Origin of the sequence: Desulfovibrio legallii, assembly GCF_900102485.1 — a bacterium.
Taxonomy (GTDB): domain Bacteria; phylum Desulfobacterota; class Desulfovibrionia; order Desulfovibrionales; family Desulfovibrionaceae; genus Desulfovibrio; species Desulfovibrio legallii_A.
On record NZ_FNBX01000022.1, the window covers coordinates 12997 to 32377 of the forward strand.

The following is a 19381-nucleotide window of genomic DNA, read 5'->3' on the forward strand; positions in this document are numbered from 1 at the left end:
TCTGTGAGACCCTTGGAAAACGCCGAAATGAGATCTATAGGTCTCAAGGGTTCCCCAGGATTCGGATGCGGCGGGGGGCAGGTGTTCCGGGGGCACGTTGTCGCGGTCTCAGGGGTTCCCCAGGATTCGGATGCGGCGGGGGCTTCAGCCCATGTAGTCCGGCGGCGGCGTGTCAAAACCCCGCAGGATTGCCAGCAGGCCCTGCGACCATTGGCTGCGGATGCTGTAGAAGTAGGGGTCCGTTTCCGTAATGCGCCTGCCCGCGGGCAAGGTCAGGCTGTCGGCCTTGTAGACCATGAGGTCTATGGGAAAGCCCACGGAAAGGTTGGAGCGGATGGTGGAATCGAAGGAGACCAGCGTGGCCCGCACAGCGTCGTCCAGGTTGCTTTCGTAATTGATGGCCCGGTCAAGAATGGGTTTGCCGTATTTGCTTTCGCCGATTTGAAAGAACGGCGTGTCACGGGTGGCGTAGATGCTGTTGCCCTCGTTGTAGATAAGATAGAGGCGCATGCCGTGCCCCTTGATCTGCCCGCCCAGCAAAAAGGTGCTGCCGAAGCCGCCGCCCTCCTGCACCATGGTGGCCATCTGCTTGGTCTGGTAGGCTACTTCAGTGGCGTAGCGGCCCACCATTTCCGCCGCTTCGGAGAGGCTGGGGATGTTGCCCAGGTGCTGGCGGTCGTCCTGCCGCAGTTCGCGCCGCAGGCGATTGACTACCGCCTGGGAGGTGGCAAGGTTGCCCGCCGTAAGCAGAAAAATGACCCGTTCCCCCTCCGCGCCGAAGGTGAACATCTTTTTGAAGGTGGAAATATGGTCCACCCCGGCGTTGGTGCGCGTGTCGCTGGCCAGAACCATCCCGCTTTTCAGGCGGATGCCGACGCAATAACTCATACTCTTCCCCGGAGAGGCTTGCAGGTTGCGGCAACAAAGGGCCTATGCCGTTCTGTATAAGCCCCCGGCGGCCGCGCCGCAACCGTTGGCCCGGAGCCTTTTGAACTTGCGGCATTGCAACCTGCAATGCCGTGGCGGCTGGCCAGCAGACACTCGCCGTGCAGGCGTGAGCGCAATGTATTTGCGCTGGTGAGCGTCGGAACGAGCCTGTCGTAACCTTTGCGAATGCCTGTGCGCAAAGGTAACCAGATCTGAAAGGGCCTTGGCGGCCGCGCCAGGCATTACTGCTGGGCCGCCACCTGCACGCGGTAGTCCATATGCTCGTGCCCGCCCCCCACGCGGATGCCCCGCACGGGCGCGGCGTCGTTGTAGTCCAGGCCCAGGGCGATTTGCACATGCCGGGCCGGGGCGAACAGCTGGTTGCTTACGTCAAAAACGTACCAGCGGCCGTCCAGCCAGGCTTCGGCCCAGGCATGGCTCGCCAGGTGCTGCTCTGACTCAGTATAAAGATACCCGGAAACGTAGCGCGCAGGCACGCCCATGGCCCGCGCCCCGGCCAGGAAAACGTGGGTGTGGTCCTGGCAGACCCCAACGCCCAGGGCAAAGGCCTCGTCCGCCGAGGTACTGACGCCCGTGCGGCCCTTGGCGTAGGGCATGTGGGCCAGGATGTCGGCGCTGAAGGCCTGCAGCGCCCTGCGGCTGACGCCCCGGCCCAGGCGGCGCGCGGCCATTTCCCGGATGGGGCCGGTGCAGCGCGTGAGCGGCGTTTCGCGCAGGAACAGCCCTGGCGGCAGGCGGTCGTCCTCCAGCCAGTCCAGGTCTTCTTCCAGTTCTACCTCGCCCTGGGCTTTGATGCGCAGGCACTCGTGCGGTTCCGGCAGGCTCAGCAGGGTGCAGCAGTTGCCGAAGCCGTCAAAAAGCTCGCTGCCGCAGCGGGGCAGGGCGAGGCTCCAGGAAAGCACTTTTTGTCGCCCCAGGCTCAGGGGCGTTACCCGCAAAAGCTGGATGCTGCGTTTGGTGGGGCTGTCATAGGCATAGCAGGTCTCGTGGGTCACCTTGATTTTCATACGCCATCCTCAAAAAGTTCGTTGAGCCGGTCAAGCCAGCGGTAAAACAGCTGTACGTCCAGGGTAAAGACCATGGCCTGGGCGGGCTGTTTCAGCTGATCCCAGGCCGTGCCCGAAGGCAGGCCCGTGGTCGCCATGGCCAGTTGCCGGAATTGCCCGGCGTGGCTGTCGCCGAAGCGGATATGGTTGTCCAGGGTTTCCACCGCGTCGCCCAGCTGCCAGAAAAGGCTCACCAGCGGCTCCTGGGACTGCATGGCCCGCTGGCAGGCCTGCAGCTGAAAGCAGGCCGCCCGCTGGCTGCCCGCCTGGCGCAGCCGGTTGACCGTGTTGAACAGGTCGTAGGCGTCCTGGTCGATAACGCCGCGCACGGTCTGCACGTTGTCGTTAACGCGCTCAAACAGGGCCGACAGCTCCTTGGCGCGCATGGTTTCGTCCAGGTCGGCCGGGTCCGCGCGCAGACCCATGGCCCGGACGCAGGCGGCCGCATTGACGGCCTGGGGGCCGAAAAAGCGGCCGTAGAGGCGCTCTGTGCGCTGCATGTAGCGGCCAAGCCAGTAGAGATCGCCGGCGGTGGAAAGCAGCAGGGTCATCACGCGCCCTCCGTTCCGGTCTGTAAGTTGCGGGGCGCGCCCTGGGGGCGCAGCACCCAGGTATCCTTGACCCCGCCGCCCTGGGAGGAATTGACCACCAGCGAACCTTCGCGCAGGGCCACGCGGGTGAGGCCCCCGGCCGAAAGACGCACCTTTTGGGGGCTGGTGAGCACAAAGGGCCGCAGGTCGATGTGCCGGGGGGCGATGCCTTCCTCCACGCAGGTGGGGCAGGTGGAAAGGGCCAGGGTGGGCTGGGCGATGAAATTGCGCGGCGCGGCCAGGATGCGCTCCCGGTAGGCGGCGATCTCCGCCCTGGTGGAACGCGGCCCCACCAGCATGCCGTAGCCGCCGGAGCCCTGGGTTTCCTTGACCACCAGCTCACCCAGGTGCTCCAGCACATAGGCGAGGTCGTCCTTTTTGCGGCACATCCAGGTGGGCACGTTGTGCAGGATGGGCTTTTCATCCAGATAAAAGCGGATCATCTCGCCCACATAAGGGTAGATGGATTTATCGTCGGCCACGCCCGTGCCCGGCGCGTTGGCCAGCATGACGTTGCCCGCGCGGTAGGCCGCCATAAGGCCCGGCACGCCCAGGACGGAATCCGGGCGGAAGGCGAGGGGGTCCAGAAAGGCGTCGTCCAGGCGGCGGTAGATGATGTCCACCTTCTGCCTGCCGCAGACCGTGCGCACATAGACTGTGTTGTTTTCCACAAACAGGTCGTAGCCGTGCACCAGGGGCACGCCCATGGAGCGCGCCAGAAAAGCGTGCTCGTAGTAGGCGCTGTTGTAGCGCCCTGGCGTGAGCACCACCATGTAGGGATCGTCCTTGCCGCTGCACTCGGCCAGGCTTTGCCGCAGCAGGGCGGGGTAGTCGTCCACGGGCAGCACGGCGTCCGCGTCCAGCACGCCCTCCAGCAGGCAGGCGCTCACGGCGCGGCTTTCAATCATGTAGGAGACGCCTGAGGGCGTGCGCAGGTTGTCCTCCAGCACATAATAGTCGCCGTCGCCGTGGCGCACGATATCGATGCCGCCGATGTGGGCGTAGATGGGCTGCGGCAGGCGGATGCCCAGCATCCACGGCTCGTAGCCGGTATTGGCGATAATCTGTTCCTGCGGCACCACCCCGGCGCGGATGATGGCGCCTTTGTGATAGACGTCGTCCAGAAAAGCGTTGAGGGCCCGGATGCGCTGGGCGCAGCCCGCCTCCAGAATGCGCCAGGCCTCTTCCGTGATAATGCGCGGGATGATGTCAAAAGGGATGACCCGCTCCGTATTGCTGGCGTCGCTGTAAACCGTAAAGGTCACCCCTTTGCGGTAGAACATGGCCAGCGCCTGTTGGTTAAGCGTCTCCAGCTTGTCCGGCCCGTTGCGTTCCAGCCAGGTCGCCACGGCGGCGTAGGAAGGGCGCACGCTGCCGTCCGGGGCGTACATTTCGTCATATGGCACGGTGGTATTCACGTTCAGGTCCATCCTTACAGCGGCGTGCGTCGGCTTGGGCGGGGCACGCAGGCCCCGGCGGGCGGGGCCCCGGCGGCCAAAAGACCGCAAGCTCCCGGCGCTAAAGCCCAACACACTGTAAGGGAAGCAAAGGCAGTGCCAAATATAAATTTAATAATTATTGATAGATAGAAAATACATGTGGTATAAAATTGTATTATTTGACCGGAATAAAACAATTTTGCATTGCAAGGGTGATTGCCCAGAGCGCCGCGGCCGTGGGAACGCGGCAAAGGCCGCCGCCATGCAGGCGTAAGCGGAAGCTATTTGGCTGGTAAGCGCCGGAACGCGCGTGTCGTAACTGTTGCGAAGGCATATTCTCGAAGGTAATCGGCTGCAATCGGTGCGGGGGCCTGGGGCGGCGGCTGCAATCGGTGTGGGGGCGCAGATGCGCGGCAGGATGCGCAGCCGCGGCGCGCGGACGCAAAAATCCCCGCAGCGGGCCGGGGCCGCGCGTGCGGGGATAGTGCGCCGGAAAGCGGCGGGTCGGGCGGCCGTCAGCCGCGCAGGATGTCTTCCAGGGCGGCGGCGAAAATGTCCAGATCGGCCTCGGCGATGTTCAGGGGCGGCAGCAGGCGCAAGGTGACGCCGTGGCTCAGGTTGCAGATGATGCCCCGGCGCAGCAGCTCCTCCCACAGGCCCTGGGCGGGGGCGGTCAGCTCCACGCCGATCATCAGGCCCAGGCCGCGCACATCGCGGATTTTGTCCGGCATGGCGGCCTGGAGTGCCCGGAGCTTGCCCATCAGGCGGCCGCCCAGGGCGGCCGCCCGATCCGCCAGATGGTCGCGCTGCATGATTTCCACCACCTTGGCCGCCACGGCCGAGGTCAGTGCGCCGCCGCCGAAGGTGGTGGCGTGGCTGCCGGGCCCGAAGCCTTTGGCCATTTCGTCCGTGGCCAGCATGGCCCCCATGGGCAGGCCGTTGGCCAGGGATTTGGCCACGCTGATGGCGTCCGGGGTGAGGCCGAAGTTCTGGAAGGCCCAGAATTTGCCCGTGCGGCACATGCCGGCTTGCACTTCATCGCAGAGAAAGAGGATGTCGTGCCGGCGGCAGAGGGCCTCCACCCCGCGCAGATAGTCTCCGGGCAGGGGCACGACGCCGCCTTCGCCCTGAACCACTTCCACTAGCACGGCGGCGGTGGCGGGGGTAATGGCGGCCTCCAGGGCTTCCAGGTCGCCGGTGGGAACCTGCACAAAACCTTCGGGCAGGGGCGTGAAGCCCTCGCTAAGGTTTGCGCGCCCCGTGGCCGCCAGGGTGCCCAGGGTGCGGCCGTGGAAACAGCCGCCCAGCGAAATAATGGTGTAGGCGTCCCGTTTTTTGACCGTGCGCATGTAGCGACGGGCCAGCTTGATGCAGGCTTCGTTGGCCTCCGCCCCGGAGTTGCAGAAAAAGGCCTTGCCGTGGTGGCTGGTGGACAAAAGCCGACGGGCCAGCTCCAGCTGCTCCTCCTGATAAAAGAGGTTGCTCACATGCCAGAGCTTGTGGGCCTGCTGTTCCAGGGCGGCGCAGATCTCGTCGTTGCAGTGGCCAAGGGCCGTCACGGCGATGCCCGCCAGGAGGTCGATGTATTCCTTGCCGTCCACATCCCAGAGTCGCGCGCCTTTGCCTCGGACCACAGCCAGGGGATAACGGCTGTACGAACGGCAGAGCAGGTGCTCTTCCTCGGCTTTGACGGCGGCAAAGGCTTGTGACATGGCTGTGCTCCTTCTGTAAGGATAGCAATGAGTTGATGAAAAACCGTCGCCACGGCACGCGCGGCGCGGCGCAGAGTGGGGCCGGATCAGCGGCCTGTGTGCCCGAAGCCGCCCGCGCCCCGGGCCGTGGGGGCCAGGGACGGGACTTCGCGCCAGCAGGGGCGCGCCACGGGCTGAAAAATGAGTTGGGCCACGCGGTCGCCGCGTCGGACGCGCAGCGGCTTTTCTGACGTGTTCAGGAGGTAGACCAGGATTTCCCCGGTATAGTCCGGGTCGATGACGCCCACGCCCTGGGCCACGGTGAGGCCGTCGCGCGCGCCGAGGCCGCTGCGGGAATAGATAAAGCCCGCCACGTTGGCGTCGCGCGGCTGCACGCTCAGGCCCGTGGGCGTCAGAAGGCGCGCGCCGGGCTGCACCACGGCCTCGTCCGCCTCCAGGCAGGCGCGCAGGTCCAGGCCCACGGCCTGGGCCGTGGCCGGCGCAAGGCAGGTTGCGGGTGCGGGAACGTACATTTCCCGCGCGGCGGGGCGCACAAAGGCCACGTCCACCTCAAAGGCGGCTGTGGGGACAAGGGGCTCAGGGGCGGGGTGGGGCGTATGCATGCCCGTGTAGTAGCGCAGGATGCTTCCGGGGGCAAGCGGGGAGTGCCCCTCTTGGGGCACACGCGGCCTCACGGGCTGCAAAAAGCCCGCAGCCGGGGCTGTGGTTCCCGGCTGCGGGCGCATAAGGTCAGGGAGAAGGCCCCTAAACCTCGAAGAGCATTTCCAGATCCTCGCGGGTCAGGGATTTCCAGGCGTCCTGGCCGGGGATGATGGCCTCGGCCACGCCGCGTTTGGCCTCCTGCAGCTTGAGGATTTTTTCCTCCACCGTGTTCTGGCAGATGAGCTTGTAAGAGAAGACCTGCCGGGTCTGGCCGATGCGGTGGGTGCGGTCCGTGGCCTGGCTTTCCACCGCCGGGTTCCACCAGGGGTCGTAGTGGATGACGTAGTCTGCCGAGGTGAGGTTGAGGCCCGTGCCGCCCGCCTTGAGCGAGATGAGGAAGATGGGAATATCCGGGCTGTTGTTGAAGCGGTCCACCTGGTCGAAGCGGTCCTTGCTGGCCCCGTCCAGATAGCAGAAGGGCACCTGAGAGAACTCCAGCCACTGCCGGATGATGTGCAGCATCTGCACAAACTGCGAGAAGACCAGCACTTTGTGCCCGCCCTCCACGATCTCCATGATCATATCCTTGAAGGCGTCGAACTTGCCCGAAGGCAGGTTGTTGGAGAAGCCGGGCAGGTCCAGCTTGAGCAGGCGCGGGTGGCAGCAGATCTGGCGCAGCTTGAGCAGGGCGTCCAGAATGGACATCTGGCTTTTGGCCAGGCCTTTTTCGTCCACATCGGCCAGCACCTGGGCGCGCAGCTTGCGGGCCAGGGCGGCATACAGCTCGGCCTGGGCGTCCTCCAGGGCGCAGCAGGTGACGCTTTCCACCTTGGGCGGCAGATCTTTGGCCACCTCGGCCTTGGTACGGCGCAGGATGAAAGGCCGCACGCGGGTGCGCAGATAGTCCAGGGTTTCGGCGTCGCCATCCTTGATGGGCTTGACGATGCCGCGCTGGAAGGCGTGCTGCGAGCCGAGAAAGCCGGGCATAAGAAACTCAAACAGGGACCAGAGCTCAAAGAGGTTGTTCTCAATGGGCGTGCCCGAAAGGCAGAGGCGCATGCGGGCGTTGATGCGGCGCACGGCGCGGGCCGTGATGGTATTGGGGTTTTTGATGTTCTGGGCTTCGTCCAGGATGACGGTGTTGAACTCGTATTTTTCCATCTCCTCCAGGTCGCGCCGCAGCAGGGCGTAGGTGGTGATGATCAGGTCCGAGCCCGCGATATGCTTGAACATACCTTCGCGCCTGGTGCCGTAGATGGTCAGGCGCTTGAGCTCAGGCACGAATTTTTGCGCCTCGCGCTCCCAGTTGGGCAGGACGGAGGTTGGCACCACAATGAGGTTGGGGCCCTCGTAGCGGCGTTCCACCATATACTGGATGAAGGCCAGGGTCTGCACGGTTTTGCCCAGGCCCATTTCGTCGGCCAGAATGCCGCCGAAGCCGTATTCCGACAGAAAGTTGAGGTAGGAGAGACCCTGCGCCTGATAGGCGCGCAGGCTGGCGTTGAGCCCCTTGGGCGGGGCAATGGGCCGCACCTCGCGGAAAGAGCGGATCTTCTCGCGCAGGTTGTTCCAGAAGGAATCTGTGGCCGCGCCGGGCAGGTCTTCCAGCAGGCTGTCCAGCACCGGGGCCTCGAACTGTTTGAACTTCTGCTGCGGCGGTTTGCTGGGGTCCAGGCCCAGGGCAGTGAGCTTGTGGGCCAGCTTTTCCAGCCAGGCTTCCGGCAGGCTGGTGTAGGAGCCGTCCTTGAGCTGCACATAGCGTTTGCCGCGCGCCCAGGCCTTCCAGATTTTTTCCAGGGGCAGGGACTGGCCCTCGTAATCCACAGTAATGTCCAGGGAGAACCACTTTTCCTTCTCGTTGCTGGTGACCTGGGCCGTGATGTTGGACATGGCCGTGCGCACCTTGTAGCGGGAGAGGGCTTTTTCGCCGTAGACGCGGTAGTTTTCCACCAGTTTGGGGTAGGAATCCAGCAGGAAGGCGATGGCCTCTTCCGGCTCCAGAAACCAGAGCTTGTTGGAGCGGGCCTGAAAGCCCATGCCCGTAAGCTCGGTCATGAGCTGCGCTTCCTCCTCCTGATGGCGGCGCACCAGGTAGGTCTGCCCCCCGTAGCCGTAGCTGCCGGTCTGGAAGTCGGGGTTGGGCCCGTTGAGGGTGAATTCGCCGTGGCGGGTTTCGTAAACGTTGTCGATTTCCAGGGTCAGCAGGCTGCCTTCTTCGTCCAGGAAGAGCTTGGGGTTGTAGGTGGCGGGCTGGAAGACCGGCTCCATGAGCTTGAGGAACTGCTGCGGCTCGTAGAGCTCCGAGGCGGGCAGGCGGGTCCAGACCCGGTCCAGAAATTCCGAAATCTCTTCGTGGGGCACCACGGGGCGTTCATAGATGAGGTTGCGCACCAGGGAGGGGTAGAGGCCCGTCTGCACCGGGTAGAAATTGTGCTGATAACAGACCCAAAGGGGCATCTGTCCGTGGAAGGTGATGGGCGCGTCTTCAGGGGCGGTGCTTTCAGGCTGGCTGCCCCCGCGCTCGTTGCCGGTGGCGCGTCCCGCCCGGATGGGCAGGGGGGGGCGGCCCTCCCGCTTGAGCAGCACGTCAAAGTGGAAGCCCGTGTCGTCCAGGATGGGCTTGAGCTTGAGGGAGAAGGGCGTGCTCTCAATGCGGCAGGGCATGTCCGTATCTTTCCACAGCAGGTAGTATTCTTTGCGCACGGACCAGAAAAACCAGGAGGTGAGCCCCTGGGGGATCTCCACCCGATGGCCGTAATAATCGAGGTGCTGGCCGATCTGTCGGGCCACATGGGGCAATTGGGGCGAAAATTCGCACCATTCGGGGTTCTGGATGATCTGCTCCAGCGTTATTTCGTTGTGCACGCTGGAGAGGCCGGATTTGTTCTGCCGCCCGCGGAAGAAGGAGACCAGCAGCCGCCCCTGTTCCGGTTCAAAGCGAAAAATGAGATAGTGGCGGCCGGGCTCCGGCTCCATATCAGTGGAGAAAAAGTTGCGGAAGCTCTGCTTCCAATCCGTGCTGGGGGGCGGGGTATCCTCCGGGTCGCCCTGTTCCTTGCGCAGCTCTTCCATCAGGCGCAGGGCCAGGGCCGCCACATGACGGCAGATGCCCGTAAAGGCGTCGGAGCAGTTGCACTGGTGCCGCGTGCTGCGGTCGGTGATGGTGAAGCTCAGGCTCGGCGTGTAGACCTGCAGGTCGCCCCCCTGGATGACGCCCTGTACGTCCCAGGTTTCGCCTTCCTGGATATTTATTTTTTGCACCTCTCCCTCGGAGAGGATATAGTAGGCTGCGTCGCGGATGTACTCCGGCACGCTGTCGTGCAGAAAGGTCTGGCACATTTCGCGAACGACGCTCTGTTCTGATCGGCTCATGCGTTCCTCAAAGAACCCCTGAATCTGCGCCCGTACGGACGACTGCGGGGCGATGTTATGACGTTTGCGACAAATAGCACAGGTGGGGGGGCAAAAGCAATATGAAGTGTCTGGCAGATGGAAAAAATATTTTTTGAGCGCTCAATCAATCGGCGGGTTCTGCTGGCGGCGGCTGTGCTGGTTCTGCTCTGCACGGCGGCATTGTGCCCGGCGGCGGCTTCCTCCACGGGGCAGGGCGGCAAGGGCGAGGCTGCGGCCGCCTTTGGCGCGCCCGTGGACGGCGGGCGCATCCTTTTCGGCTCCATAGGTGAGGCCTCCAACCTCATCCCTTACCTTACGGCGGACGCGGCCTCGCACGAGATTGCGGACCTGCTCTATGTGGCGCCCCTGCGCTACGATAAAAACCTGCGGCCAGAGCCCTGGGCCGCAGAGAGCTGGAGCCTGGAGGACGGCGGCAAGCGCCTGCGCTTTACCCTGCGCAAGGGCATCCTCTGGGAGGACGGGGAGGAGCTGACCACGGCAGACGTGGCCTTTACCTGCAAGCTGGCCGCGGACCCGGCCACGGGCAGCCCCTATGCCGAGGACTTCCTGCGCATCAAGGAGCTGCGCGTTATCGACCGCTATACCTTTGAGGCGGTGTATGACCAGTTCTTTGCCCGGGCCGTGGCCACCTGGATGAACCCCATCCTGCCCAAGCACATTCTGGAGGGGCAGAACATCCGCAGTACGGATTTCGCCCGCAAGCCCATAGGCGCTGGGCCTTACCGGCTCACGTCGTGGGAGTCGGGCAGCCGCATGGTGCTTACGGCTTCGCCCACCTACTTTATGGGGCGGCCGCATATCAACAAGGTGGTCTACCGCATCATCCCCGATACCGCCACCATGTTTATGGAAACGCGGGCCGGACGGCTGGACGTTATGGATCTCTCGCCCCTGCAGTACCTGCGGCAGACCTCCGGCCCCGTATGGGAGCGGGAATTCCGCAAGTACCGCTATCTGGCCTCCATGTACGTCTTTCTGGGCTTTAACCTGGAGCATCCTTTTTTTAAGGATGTGCGGGTGCGCCGGGCCATCTCCCTGGCGCTGGACAGGGACGCCCTGGTCAAGGGCGTGCTGCTGGGCCAGGGCATCCCCGCTTTCGGTCCTTTCAAACCCGGCTCCTGGGCCAACCACCCCACGCTCCAGCCCGTGCGCCAGAACCTGGCCGCGGCCCGCGCTCTGCTGGCTCAGGCCGGCTTTGCCGACCGCAACCACGACGGCATTCTGGAGCGGGACGGCAAGCCGCTGGCCTTCACCATCCTCACCAACCAGGGCAACGAGCAGCGCATCCTTACGGCCACGGTCATCCAGTCGCAGCTGCGGGCCGTGGGCGTGGAGGTGCATATCCGCACGGTGGAGTGGGCCGCCTTTATCCGCGAATTTGTCAACAAGGGCCGCTTCGACGCCGTGCTTCTGGGCTGGACCATCCCGCAGGATCCGGACATCTATCAGGTCTGGCATTCTTCCCAGGCGGTGGAGGGGGGGCTCAACTTCACCCACTACCGCAATCCGGAGGTGGACAAACTGCTGGAAGAGGCGCGCTCACTGCCGGATCAGGGCCGGCGCGCCCGGCTTTACTGGCGCATCCAGGAGATTCTGGACCGGGAGCAGCCCTATTGCTTCCTTTTTGTGCCCTACGCCCTGCCTGTGGTGCAGCGCCGCTTTCAGGGCATAGAACCGGCCTTGGCCGGCATTATGTATAATTTTGAACAATGGTGGGTGCCCAAGGAGCTGCAGCGCAGCGCCCTGGAGCCCTGAGAACGCCCGCGCGCGGCCTTGGCGCATTGACAAGGCCGCGCCAGTCGGAACATAGTTTACACAAGGCCGCCTTTGCGCGGCATTTTTGTCCGCAGCGGGGCGCACGCATGATCCGTATTCAGGAAATTCTCGACAAGGTGGCGGCCAACAACCACAATGCCGATCTGGAGCTCATTCAGAAGGCCTACGTTTTTGCCGCCACAGCCCATGCGGGGCAAACCCGCCTTTCGGGCGAGCCGTACCTCTCCCACCCCCTGGCCGTGGCCGATACCCTGGCCCAGATGGGCTTTGACGAGCCCACCGTGGCCGCCGGGCTGCTGCACGACACGGTAGAGGACACCAAGGCCACCATTGAGGAAATAGAGGAGAACTTTGGCGAAGAAGTGGCCGACATTGTGGACGGCGTTACCAAAATCAGCAAAATTACCTTTGAAAATAAGGAAGAAGCCCAGGCGGAAAACATCCGCAAGATGATCCTGGCCATGAGCCACGACATGCGCGTGCTCATGGTCAAGCTGGCCGACCGCCTGCACAACATGCGCACGCTGGATTTTCAGAAAGCCTACAAGCAGAAGCGCATCGCTCAGGAAACCATGGATATCTACGCCCCGCTGGCCAACCGGCTGGGCCTCTATATCATGAAGCGCGACCTGGAGGATCTGAGCTTCAAATACCTGCGGCCGGACATTTACAATCAGATCGACCACTGGCTGGACAACCACCAGGTGGTGGAAAAACAGATCATTGAAAAGGTCGTGGCCCTGATCAAGGATCTGCTGGCGACCAACGCCATTGAAGGGCAGGTCTACGGGCGCATCAAGCACAAGTACAGCATCTACAAAAAAATGCAGTCCCAGTCCCTGACCCTGGACGAAATGCACGACATCATGGCCTTCCGCGTGCTGGTCAAGGACATCAGAGATTGCTACGCCGTGCTGGGGCTGGTGCATTCCCAGTGGCGGCCCGTGCACGGGCGTTTCAAAGACTATATTTCCATGCCCAAGGCCAACGGCTACCAGAGCCTGCACACCACGGTCATCGGGCCGGACGGCGAGCGCATCGAAATCCAGATCCGTACGGAGGAGATGCACCGCCAGGCCGAGCACGGCGTGGCCGCCCACTGGCTGTACAAAGAGAAAGGCCGCGTCAACAGCAAGGATTTGGAGCAGTTCGCCTGGCTGCGCGAGATTTTTGAGCGCCAGCGCGAGGAGAGCGACTCCCGCGAGTTCATGCACTCCCTCAAGATGGACCTCTTCAAGGACGAGGTTTACGTCTACACCCCGGCCGGCGACGTGAAGGAGCTGCCCGAAGGGGCCACTCCCCTGGATTTTGCCTTCATGATCCACAGCAATGTGGGCCAGCACTGCACCGGGGCCAAGATCAACGGGCGGCTCATGCCCCTGGGCACGGAGCTCAAAAACGGCGACGTGGTGGAAATCGTCACCGATCCTTCGCGCAATCCCAACCGGGATTGGCTCAAGATTGTCAAAACAGCCCGGGCCCGCAGCCGCATCCAGCGCTACCTGCGCACTGAGGAACGCAGCCACGCCGTGACTCTGGGCCGCGAACTCCTGGAAAAGGAAGGGCGCAAGGTCAGCCTTAACGTGGGCAAGGCCGCCAAGGAAGGCCAGCTCGCCCTGGTGGCGCAGGAGATGAATTTCGACAGCGTGGACGACCTAGTGGCCGCCGTGGGCTACGCCCACCTGACGCCGCGCAAGGTGCTCAACCGCCTCTACGCCGTTATCCACCCCGAAGAGCCTGCAGCGGCCGAGCCCGCGCCGCCTTCAGTCAAGGAAAGCAAGGAGGCCGCCGCCCGCAAAACCGAAGGCGTGGGCATTTCCGGCGTGGACGGCGTGCTCATGCGCTTTGCCAAATGCTGCAATCCCGTGCCCGGCGACCCCATCATCGGCTACATCAGCCGGGGCCTGGGCATCAGCGTGCACCGGGCGGATTGCCCCAATGTGGCCAATATGGAGCCGGAACGCCTCATTTCCGTCCACTGGGACGGCATGGAAGAAAAGCCTTACGAGGCCGGCATCTTTATTATTGCCAAGAACGAGCAGGGCGTGCTGGCCACCGTGGCCCAGACCATGGCCAAAAACAACGTGAACATCACTGGCCTGAACATGGATAACCAGGTGGACGGCCGGGCCAAGCTGCGCTTTACCGTTGAAGTGCGCGACGCCACCCAGCTCTATCAGCTTATTGAAGCCATCCGCGCCCTGCCCGCCATCCTGGAAGTGGTGCGCGACGCCGAAGACGCCTGACGCGCCTCCCAAAGGGCTTCGCGCATTTCGGGCAGAATGCCCCGCACGCTGCAACGCGCCCCAATGGTCGTTGCGGCGCGGCGGGGCTGTTTTTTTGCCTGGATGCGCTGCCGTGGGTTGCGAAAAAGAGCCCAAGCTGGACACCACCAGAAAAAATATGTTTTATTACAAGAAATGTCATAAAGATGGATAAGATATGTCCGATAATAAGGAGGAACACTTACCTGATATCGGCAATGGGGGCTTGCGCGTATGCGGCAGACGTCATGCGGAGGGTGACGGGGCTGCAGCGGCCTGCTGTTATGTCTTACGGCAGGCAATTTTAGTGTAAAATCCATTTTTCAGGGGCGCAGATCGTGGCCTGCGCCACTGATGTTGGATATTCCATGTGGCCTTATACGGAGTTAAAGATGTCTCATAGTATCAGAATGGCATTGTTGTTGGCGATCAGCGTTGTTGTATTGTTTGTCCAATCCTCCCTCATCGGCGTGGTGGCCAAATTGTCCTACGAAGCCAATGTGGACGCCCGCACGCATGAGATGGGGCTGGTGGTGGAAACCATCGCCAAATCCATGGGGGATTTCGGCGAGCAGTTGTCCACCCTGGTCAATGGCGCGGCCAAAACCCCCCAGGTGCGCCATTACCTGGAAACCGGCGAAGGCGGCGAAGGCGTGGGCGGTTTTATCGCCGCCATGTCCCAATCCTCTGCCAGCATCAACACCCTGTATGTTTTTGACGCCACCGGGCAACAGCAGGTCGTCACCACTCAAGGCAAACTGGTGGAAAAACACAGCAACCTGGCGCACCGCGAATACGTGCGTGCGGCTCTGGACGGCAAGCCCGGCTTCAGCACCACCCCTACCAAGAGTTTTGTTACCGGCAAGATTATCGTCAGCGTGACCGCGCCGGTGCTGGACAAGGCCGGTAAGGTGCTGGGCGGCATCGGTATGTCCTACGCCATTGACGAATTGGAAAAAAATTATATCAAAAGCGTCAAAATAGGCCAGACGGGCTATCCGTACATCGTTTCCCCCAAGGGGATCTTTGTGGCCCACCCGGACAGCAGCCTGGCCCTGCAGGACCGCAGCGACAAGCCTGGCGTGCGTGAAATGCTGGCCGCGCCTTCCGGCCAGGGCGTGCCCTATGTGCGCAAGGGCGAGGCCAATATGCTGTCCTGGGCCACTGTGCCCCACTGGGGCTGGAGAGTGGGCCTGACCATGGATATGGATGAAATCCAGGCTCCGGCCCGGCAGCAGCGCAATGTCATGCTGGGCCTGGGGGCGGGCGCCATTGTGCTGTTAGTGTGCATCTCTTTGTGGGCGCTGGAAAAGGTGGTCATCCGTCCCCTGCACCAGCTGGAAGCCTACGCCGGCGTGGTGGCCGGCGGTGACCTCAACGCCAGCCTGGACCTGCGTCTGAAGAATGAAATAGGCAAACTGGCTGACGCCCTGCGCACCATGGTGGCTAACCTCAAAGCCAAAATTGCCGAGGCCGACGAAAATACCCGCAAGGCGCAGGAGGAATCGGAACGCGCCGCCCAGGCCACAGCCGAGGCCGAAACCGCCCGCGCCGCGGCCGAACGGGCCAAGGCCGAGGGCATGCTTCAGGCCGCGGACCAGCTGGAAGGCGTGGTGACCACGGTGAGCACCGCCTCTGAGCAGCTCTCCGCCCAGGTGGAGCAGTCCAGCCGCGGGGCCGAGCGCCAGAGCGCCCGGGCCAGCGAAACCGCCACGGCCATGGAAGAAATGAACGCCACAGTCATGGAAGTGGCCCGCAACGCCGCCGAAGCCGCGGATTCGGCCAAGACAGCCAAAACCAAGGCTGCGGACGGCGCGGGCGTGGTGGCCCAGGTGGTGGACGGCATCGGCCACCTGCGCGAACAGGCCCTGGGCCTTAAGGACGAAATGACCGTGCTGGGCCAGCAGGCCGAAAGCATCGGCCAGATCCTGGGCGTTATCTCCGACATTGCGGACCAGACCAACCTCTTGGCCCTCAACGCGGCCATTGAAGCCGCCCGCGCGGGCGAAGCCGGGCGCGGCTTTGCCGTGGTGGCCGATGAGGTGCGCAAACTGGCCGAAAAAACCATGACCGCCACCAAGCAGGTGGGCGACGCCATCCACGAAATCCAGTCCGGCACGCGCAAAAACGTGGACAATGTGGAGCAGGTGGTGGAAGTGGTGGTCAGTACCACAGATCTGGCCGGAAAGTCCGGCGCAGCTCTGCACGAGATTGTCTCCCTGGTGGACGCCACGGCCCAGCAGGTGCAGTCCATTGCCACCGCGGCCGAAGAACAGTCCGCCGCCAGCGAGGAAATCAACCACTCCATAGAGGACGTGAACCGCGTCTCCGCCGAAACCGCCGAGGCCATGCGCCACGCCGCCGGCTCTGTCTCGGACATGGCCCGCCAGGCCCAGGTGCTGCGCGACCTCATCGAACAGATGAAGCGGGGGTAGGGCATTTCAACGTTGAAATGCCCTGGCGTGCCGTTCTGAGAAGGGGAAAAATGTTTGCGGGGTGAGGGGTGGGAAAGGGGCGCTTTTTGAAAAAAGCGCCCCTTTCCCACAAAAACAAGATGTGCGTATAACCTACAGGTTTTCCACAACCTTCGCGCCCATAGCGGCGCAGCCCAGGCAGGTTTTGCCCGGTTCCATGATGTCGCCGGTGCGGAAGCCCTGGGCCAGGGTGGCGCGCACGGCCGCTTCCACGGCATCGGCCTCGTCGTTGAGGCTGAAGCCCAGGCGCAGAAGCATGGCGACGGAAAGGATGGTGGCCAGGGGGTTGGCCTTGTCCTGTCCGGCGATGTCCGGGGCGGAGCCGTGGATGGGTTCAAACAGTCCGGGGCCGGAGGCCCCCAGCGAAGCCGAGGGCAGCATGCCCAGAGAGCCGGTAATGACAGAGGCTTCGTCCGAAAGGATGTCGCCGAAGATGTTGCCGGTGAGGATGACGTCGAACTGGGAGGGATCACGCACCAGCTGCATGGCGGCGTTATCCACGTACAGGTGGCTCAGCTCCACGTCGGCGTAGTCGCGGTGCACTTCCATGACCACTTCCCGCCACAGGCGGGAGGTTTCCAGCACGTTGCTTTTTTCCACGGAGCAGACCTTGTGGCGGCGCTTGCGGGCCGTTTCAAAGCCCACCCAGGCAATGCGGCGGATTTCTTCCTCAGTATAGACCATGGTGTTGAAGCCCGTGCGCAGGCCGTCGCGCGTTTCTATGCCGCGCGGTTCGCCGAAGTAGACGTCGCCGGTAAGCTCGCGCACCACCACCAGGTCCAGGCCTTTGGCGGCGATGTCGGGGCGGAGCAGGCAGGCCCCGGCCAGCTCGGGCAGCAGCAGGGCCGGGCGCAGGTTGGCGAACAGGCCCAGGGCCTTGCGGATGCCCAGCAGGCCTTTTTCCGGCCGTTTTTCCGGCGCAAGTCCGTCCCACTTGGGGCCGCCCACGGCGGCCAGGAACACGGCGTCAGCCTCTTTGCAGGCGCGGACTGTGGCTTCGGGCAAGGGCTCGCCTGTGGCGTCAATGGCGGCGCCGCCGATCTGGGCTGTCACAAAGCGGAACTGGTGGTTGTATTTCTGGGCCACGGCTTCCAGCACCCTGACGCCCTGGGCCAGGATCTCCGGGCCGATGCCGTCGCCCGGCAACAGGCAGATGGTCTTGTTCATGCGTGTTCCCCGTTACTGTTTTGGGCTTGTTTGACCAGGCGTTCCTTTACGTAGCCCACCAGGCCGCCCTTGGCCAGGATGTTGGCCATGGATTTGGGCAGAGGCGGGCAGACGATCTCCGCGCCGTTGGTCAGATCGCGGATGCGGCCCGTGGCGGCGTCGATTTCCAGGCTGTCGCCGTCGTTAATTTTGTTCACTTCGTCGCCCACTTCCAGCAGCAGAAGGCCCATGTTGAAAGCGTTGCGGTAGAAGATGCGGGCAAAGCTGTGCCCCACCACCACAGGAATGCCCGCGCCCAGGATGGCGATGGGGGCGTGCTCCCGCGAGGAGCCGCAGCCGAAGTTGCGCCCGGCCACCAGGATGTCGCCGGGGGCAACGCGCTTGACCCAGTCCGGTTCCAGCCCGGCCATGCAGTTTTCGCCCAGTTTTTTGGCGTCGGTGGTGACCAGGAAGCGCGCCGGGATGATGGCGTCCGTATCGATATGTTCGCCCACTTTGTGGGCCGTGCCTTTGTATTGCATGTTCAAACCCTTATCAGCGTTGGAGCGGTCACGGTCGGGCCGTTACAGTTGGTCCGGGCCGGCCACGTGCCCGACCACGGCTGAGGCCGCGGCCACCACGGGGCTGGCCAGGTAGACTTCGGCGTTGAGACTGCCCATGCGGCCCTTGAAGTTGCGGTTGGTGGTGGACACGGCGCGTTCGCCGTCGCCAAGGATGCCCATATGCCCGCCCAGGCACGGCCCGCAGGTGCTGGGGCCCACAATGCAGCCGGCGTCCATGAAGGTCTCGATAAGGCCCTCTTTGAGACACTGCCGCCACACAGTGGGGGTGGAAGGCAGCACAATGCAGCGCACGTTTTTGTCCACCTTGCGCCCGTGCAGCACGGCGGCGGCGTCGCGCATGTCGCTGATGCGGCCGTTGGTGCAGGAGCCGATGATCACCTGCTGGATGGGCGTGCGCCGCACCTCTGAAACTGGCCGCACGTTGGAGGGCAGGTGCGGACAGGCCACCACCGGTTCCTTGCCCGTGACGTTGATTTCCACTTCGCGTTCGTACAGCGCGCCGGGGTCGGCGGCCAGGTCGTCAGTGACGCCGGGGCGTTTGTGCTCCGCGCAGTAGGCGCGGGTTTTTACGTCCACGGCAAAAAGCCCGACCTTGGCCCCGGCTTCAATAGCCATATTGGCCATGCACAGGCGGGCTTCCACCGAAAGGTTGTCCACCACCGGCCCGGCAAATTCCAGGGCCTTGTACAGCGCGCCGTCCACGCCGATGGCCCCGATGAGCATGAGCATAAGATCCTTGCTGCGCAGCCACTTGGGCATAGAGCCCATAATGTTGACGCGGATGGTGGGCGGCACCTTGAGCCAGGTTTCGCCCAAGGCCATGGCCGCGGCAATGTCCGTGGAGCCCATGCCCGTGGCGAAGGCCCCGATGCCGCCGTAGGTGCAGGTGTGGCTGTCCGCGCCGACCACCAGGTCGCCGGGGCCCACCAGCCCCTGTTCGGGCAGCAGGGTATGCTCCACGCCGCAGTCGCCGCCTTCGTAGTAGTGGGTCAGGTTCTGCTCGTGAGCGAATTTGCGGCTCACCAGCACCTGATTGGCGGAATCAATGTCCTTCTGCGGGGTGAAGTGGTCCATAACCAGAATGACCCGGTCCCTGTTGAAGACCCGATCCGCGCCCATGCCGCGGAAGGATTTGATGGCCAGGGGGCCGGTGATGTCGTTGGCCAGCACCGCGGAGACGCGGCACTGGACGATCTGGCCGTCCTGTTCCACTGCTGCGTCGGTGTGGGCTTGCAGAATTTTTTGTGCAAGCGTTTGAGGCATAGGGGTACTCCTTTCAACCTGTGAGAATCTTACAACCAGGGGAAATGCCAGGGCGCGCGGCCCGTGGCGGCATGCCGCGGCGG

Annotated in this window: 13 protein-coding genes; 3 read left to right on the plus strand and 10 right to left on the minus strand. The window is 63.4% G+C overall.

The features are described from left to right. Positions 1–144 precede the first annotated feature (144 nt). The 7 genes from BLS55_RS10850 to BLS55_RS10880 form a co-directional block, all read right to left on the minus strand. Entirely contained in the window at positions 145–888 is a 744-nt protein-coding gene (locus tag BLS55_RS10850; RefSeq protein WP_092155108.1) for a proteasome-type protease, read from the minus strand. 281 nt (positions 889–1169) lie between these two features. Then, positions 1170–1955 (minus strand): transglutaminase family protein, encoded by a 786-nt coding sequence (locus BLS55_RS10855; RefSeq protein WP_092155110.1) that lies wholly within the window; start codon positions 1953–1955, stop codon positions 1170–1172. Further along, positions 1952–2548: an alpha-E domain-containing protein gene (locus tag BLS55_RS10860; RefSeq protein ID WP_143339556.1), complete on the minus strand. Its 597-nt coding sequence runs from the start codon at positions 2546–2548 to the stop codon at positions 1952–1954. Before BLS55_RS10860 ends, BLS55_RS10855 begins: the two co-directional genes overlap by 4 nt. Then, positions 2545–4002 (minus strand): circularly permuted type 2 ATP-grasp protein, encoded by a 1458-nt coding sequence (locus tag BLS55_RS10865; RefSeq protein ID WP_257243229.1) that lies wholly within the window; start codon positions 4000–4002, stop codon positions 2545–2547. Before BLS55_RS10865 ends, BLS55_RS10860 begins: the two co-directional genes overlap by 4 nt. Positions 4003–4538: 536 nt before the next feature. Beyond that, positions 4539–5735: an aspartate aminotransferase family protein gene (locus BLS55_RS10870; protein ID WP_092155116.1), complete on the minus strand. Its 1197-nt coding sequence runs from the start codon at positions 5733–5735 to the stop codon at positions 4539–4541. An 86-nt stretch (positions 5736–5821) separates the two neighbouring features. Next, the gene (gene dut / locus BLS55_RS10875; protein ID WP_257243232.1) at positions 5822–6247 is read right to left on the minus strand and encodes a dUTP diphosphatase; all 426 of its coding nucleotides are present in this window, start codon (positions 6245–6247) and stop codon (positions 5822–5824) included. 232 nt (positions 6248–6479) lie between these two features. Next, entirely contained in the window at positions 6480–9749 is a 3270-nt protein-coding gene (locus BLS55_RS10880) for a DEAD/DEAH box helicase (RefSeq protein ID WP_092155118.1), read from the minus strand. A 117-nt stretch (positions 9750–9866) separates the two neighbouring features. On the opposite strand from BLS55_RS10880, the gene BLS55_RS10885 reads away from it, so the two are divergent. From BLS55_RS10885 to BLS55_RS10895, 3 genes are all read left to right on the plus strand, one after another. Next, on the plus strand, positions 9867–11546 hold the full coding sequence (locus tag BLS55_RS10885; protein ID WP_092155120.1) for a peptide-binding protein: 1680 nt from the start codon (positions 9867–9869) through the stop codon (positions 11544–11546). Positions 11547–11653: 107 nt separating this feature from the next. Further along, positions 11654–13813 (plus strand): RelA/SpoT family protein, encoded by a 2160-nt coding sequence (locus BLS55_RS10890; protein ID WP_092155122.1) that lies wholly within the window; start codon positions 11654–11656, stop codon positions 13811–13813. 410 nt (positions 13814–14223) lie between these two features. Continuing rightward, positions 14224–16266, plus strand: a complete 2043-nt coding sequence (locus BLS55_RS10895) for a methyl-accepting chemotaxis protein (RefSeq protein WP_092155124.1) — start codon at positions 14224–14226, stop codon at positions 16264–16266. Between the two features lie 132 nt (positions 16267–16398). Here the strand turns inward: BLS55_RS10895 and leuB are convergent, their stop codons facing one another. From leuB to BLS55_RS10910, 3 genes are read right to left on the minus strand one after another with little or no spacing between them, the layout of a single operon-like run. Beyond that, the gene (gene leuB / locus BLS55_RS10900) at positions 16399–17472 is read right to left on the minus strand and encodes a 3-isopropylmalate dehydrogenase (protein WP_092155126.1); all 1074 of its coding nucleotides are present in this window, start codon (positions 17470–17472) and stop codon (positions 16399–16401) included. Next, entirely contained in the window at positions 17469–17993 is a 525-nt protein-coding gene (locus BLS55_RS10905; RefSeq protein ID WP_092155128.1) for a 3-isopropylmalate dehydratase small subunit, read from the minus strand. Before BLS55_RS10905 ends, leuB begins: the two co-directional genes overlap by 4 nt. A gap of 42 nt (positions 17994–18035) precedes the next feature. Further along, a complete protein-coding gene (locus tag BLS55_RS10910) occupies positions 18036–19298 on the minus strand; it encodes a 3-isopropylmalate dehydratase large subunit (RefSeq protein WP_092155130.1) in 1263 nt (420 codons plus the stop codon). Positions 19299–19381 lie beyond the last annotated feature (83 nt).

Coding starts and splice junctions, on each gene's coding strand:
- BLS55_RS10850 (WP_092155108.1), bottom strand. CDS start 888: ATGAGTTATTGCGTCGGCATCCGCCTGAAAAGCGGGATGGTTCTGGCC.
- BLS55_RS10855 (WP_092155110.1), bottom strand. CDS start 1,955: ATGAAAATCAAGGTGACCCACGAGACCTGCTATGCCTATGACAGCCCC.
- BLS55_RS10870 (WP_092155116.1), bottom strand. CDS start 5,735: ATGTCACAAGCCTTTGCCGCCGTCAAAGCCGAGGAAGAGCACCTGCTC.
- dut (WP_257243232.1), bottom strand. CDS start 6,247: ATGTACGTTCCCGCACCCGCAACCTGCCTTGCGCCGGCCACGGCCCAG.
- BLS55_RS10880 (WP_092155118.1), bottom strand. CDS start 9,749: ATGAGCCGATCAGAACAGAGCGTCGTTCGCGAAATGTGCCAGACCTTT.
- BLS55_RS10885 (WP_092155120.1), top strand. CDS start 9,867: ATGGAAAAAATATTTTTTGAGCGCTCAATCAATCGGCGGGTTCTGCTG.
- BLS55_RS10890 (WP_092155122.1), top strand. CDS start 11,654: ATGATCCGTATTCAGGAAATTCTCGACAAGGTGGCGGCCAACAACCAC.
- BLS55_RS10895 (WP_092155124.1), top strand. CDS start 14,224: ATGTCTCATAGTATCAGAATGGCATTGTTGTTGGCGATCAGCGTTGTT.
- leuB (WP_092155126.1), bottom strand. CDS start 17,472: ATGAACAAGACCATCTGCCTGTTGCCGGGCGACGGCATCGGCCCGGAG.
- BLS55_RS10905 (WP_092155128.1), bottom strand. CDS start 17,993: ATGCAATACAAAGGCACGGCCCACAAAGTGGGCGAACATATCGATACG.
- BLS55_RS10910 (WP_092155130.1), bottom strand. CDS start 19,298: ATGCCTCAAACGCTTGCACAAAAAATTCTGCAAGCCCACACCGACGCA.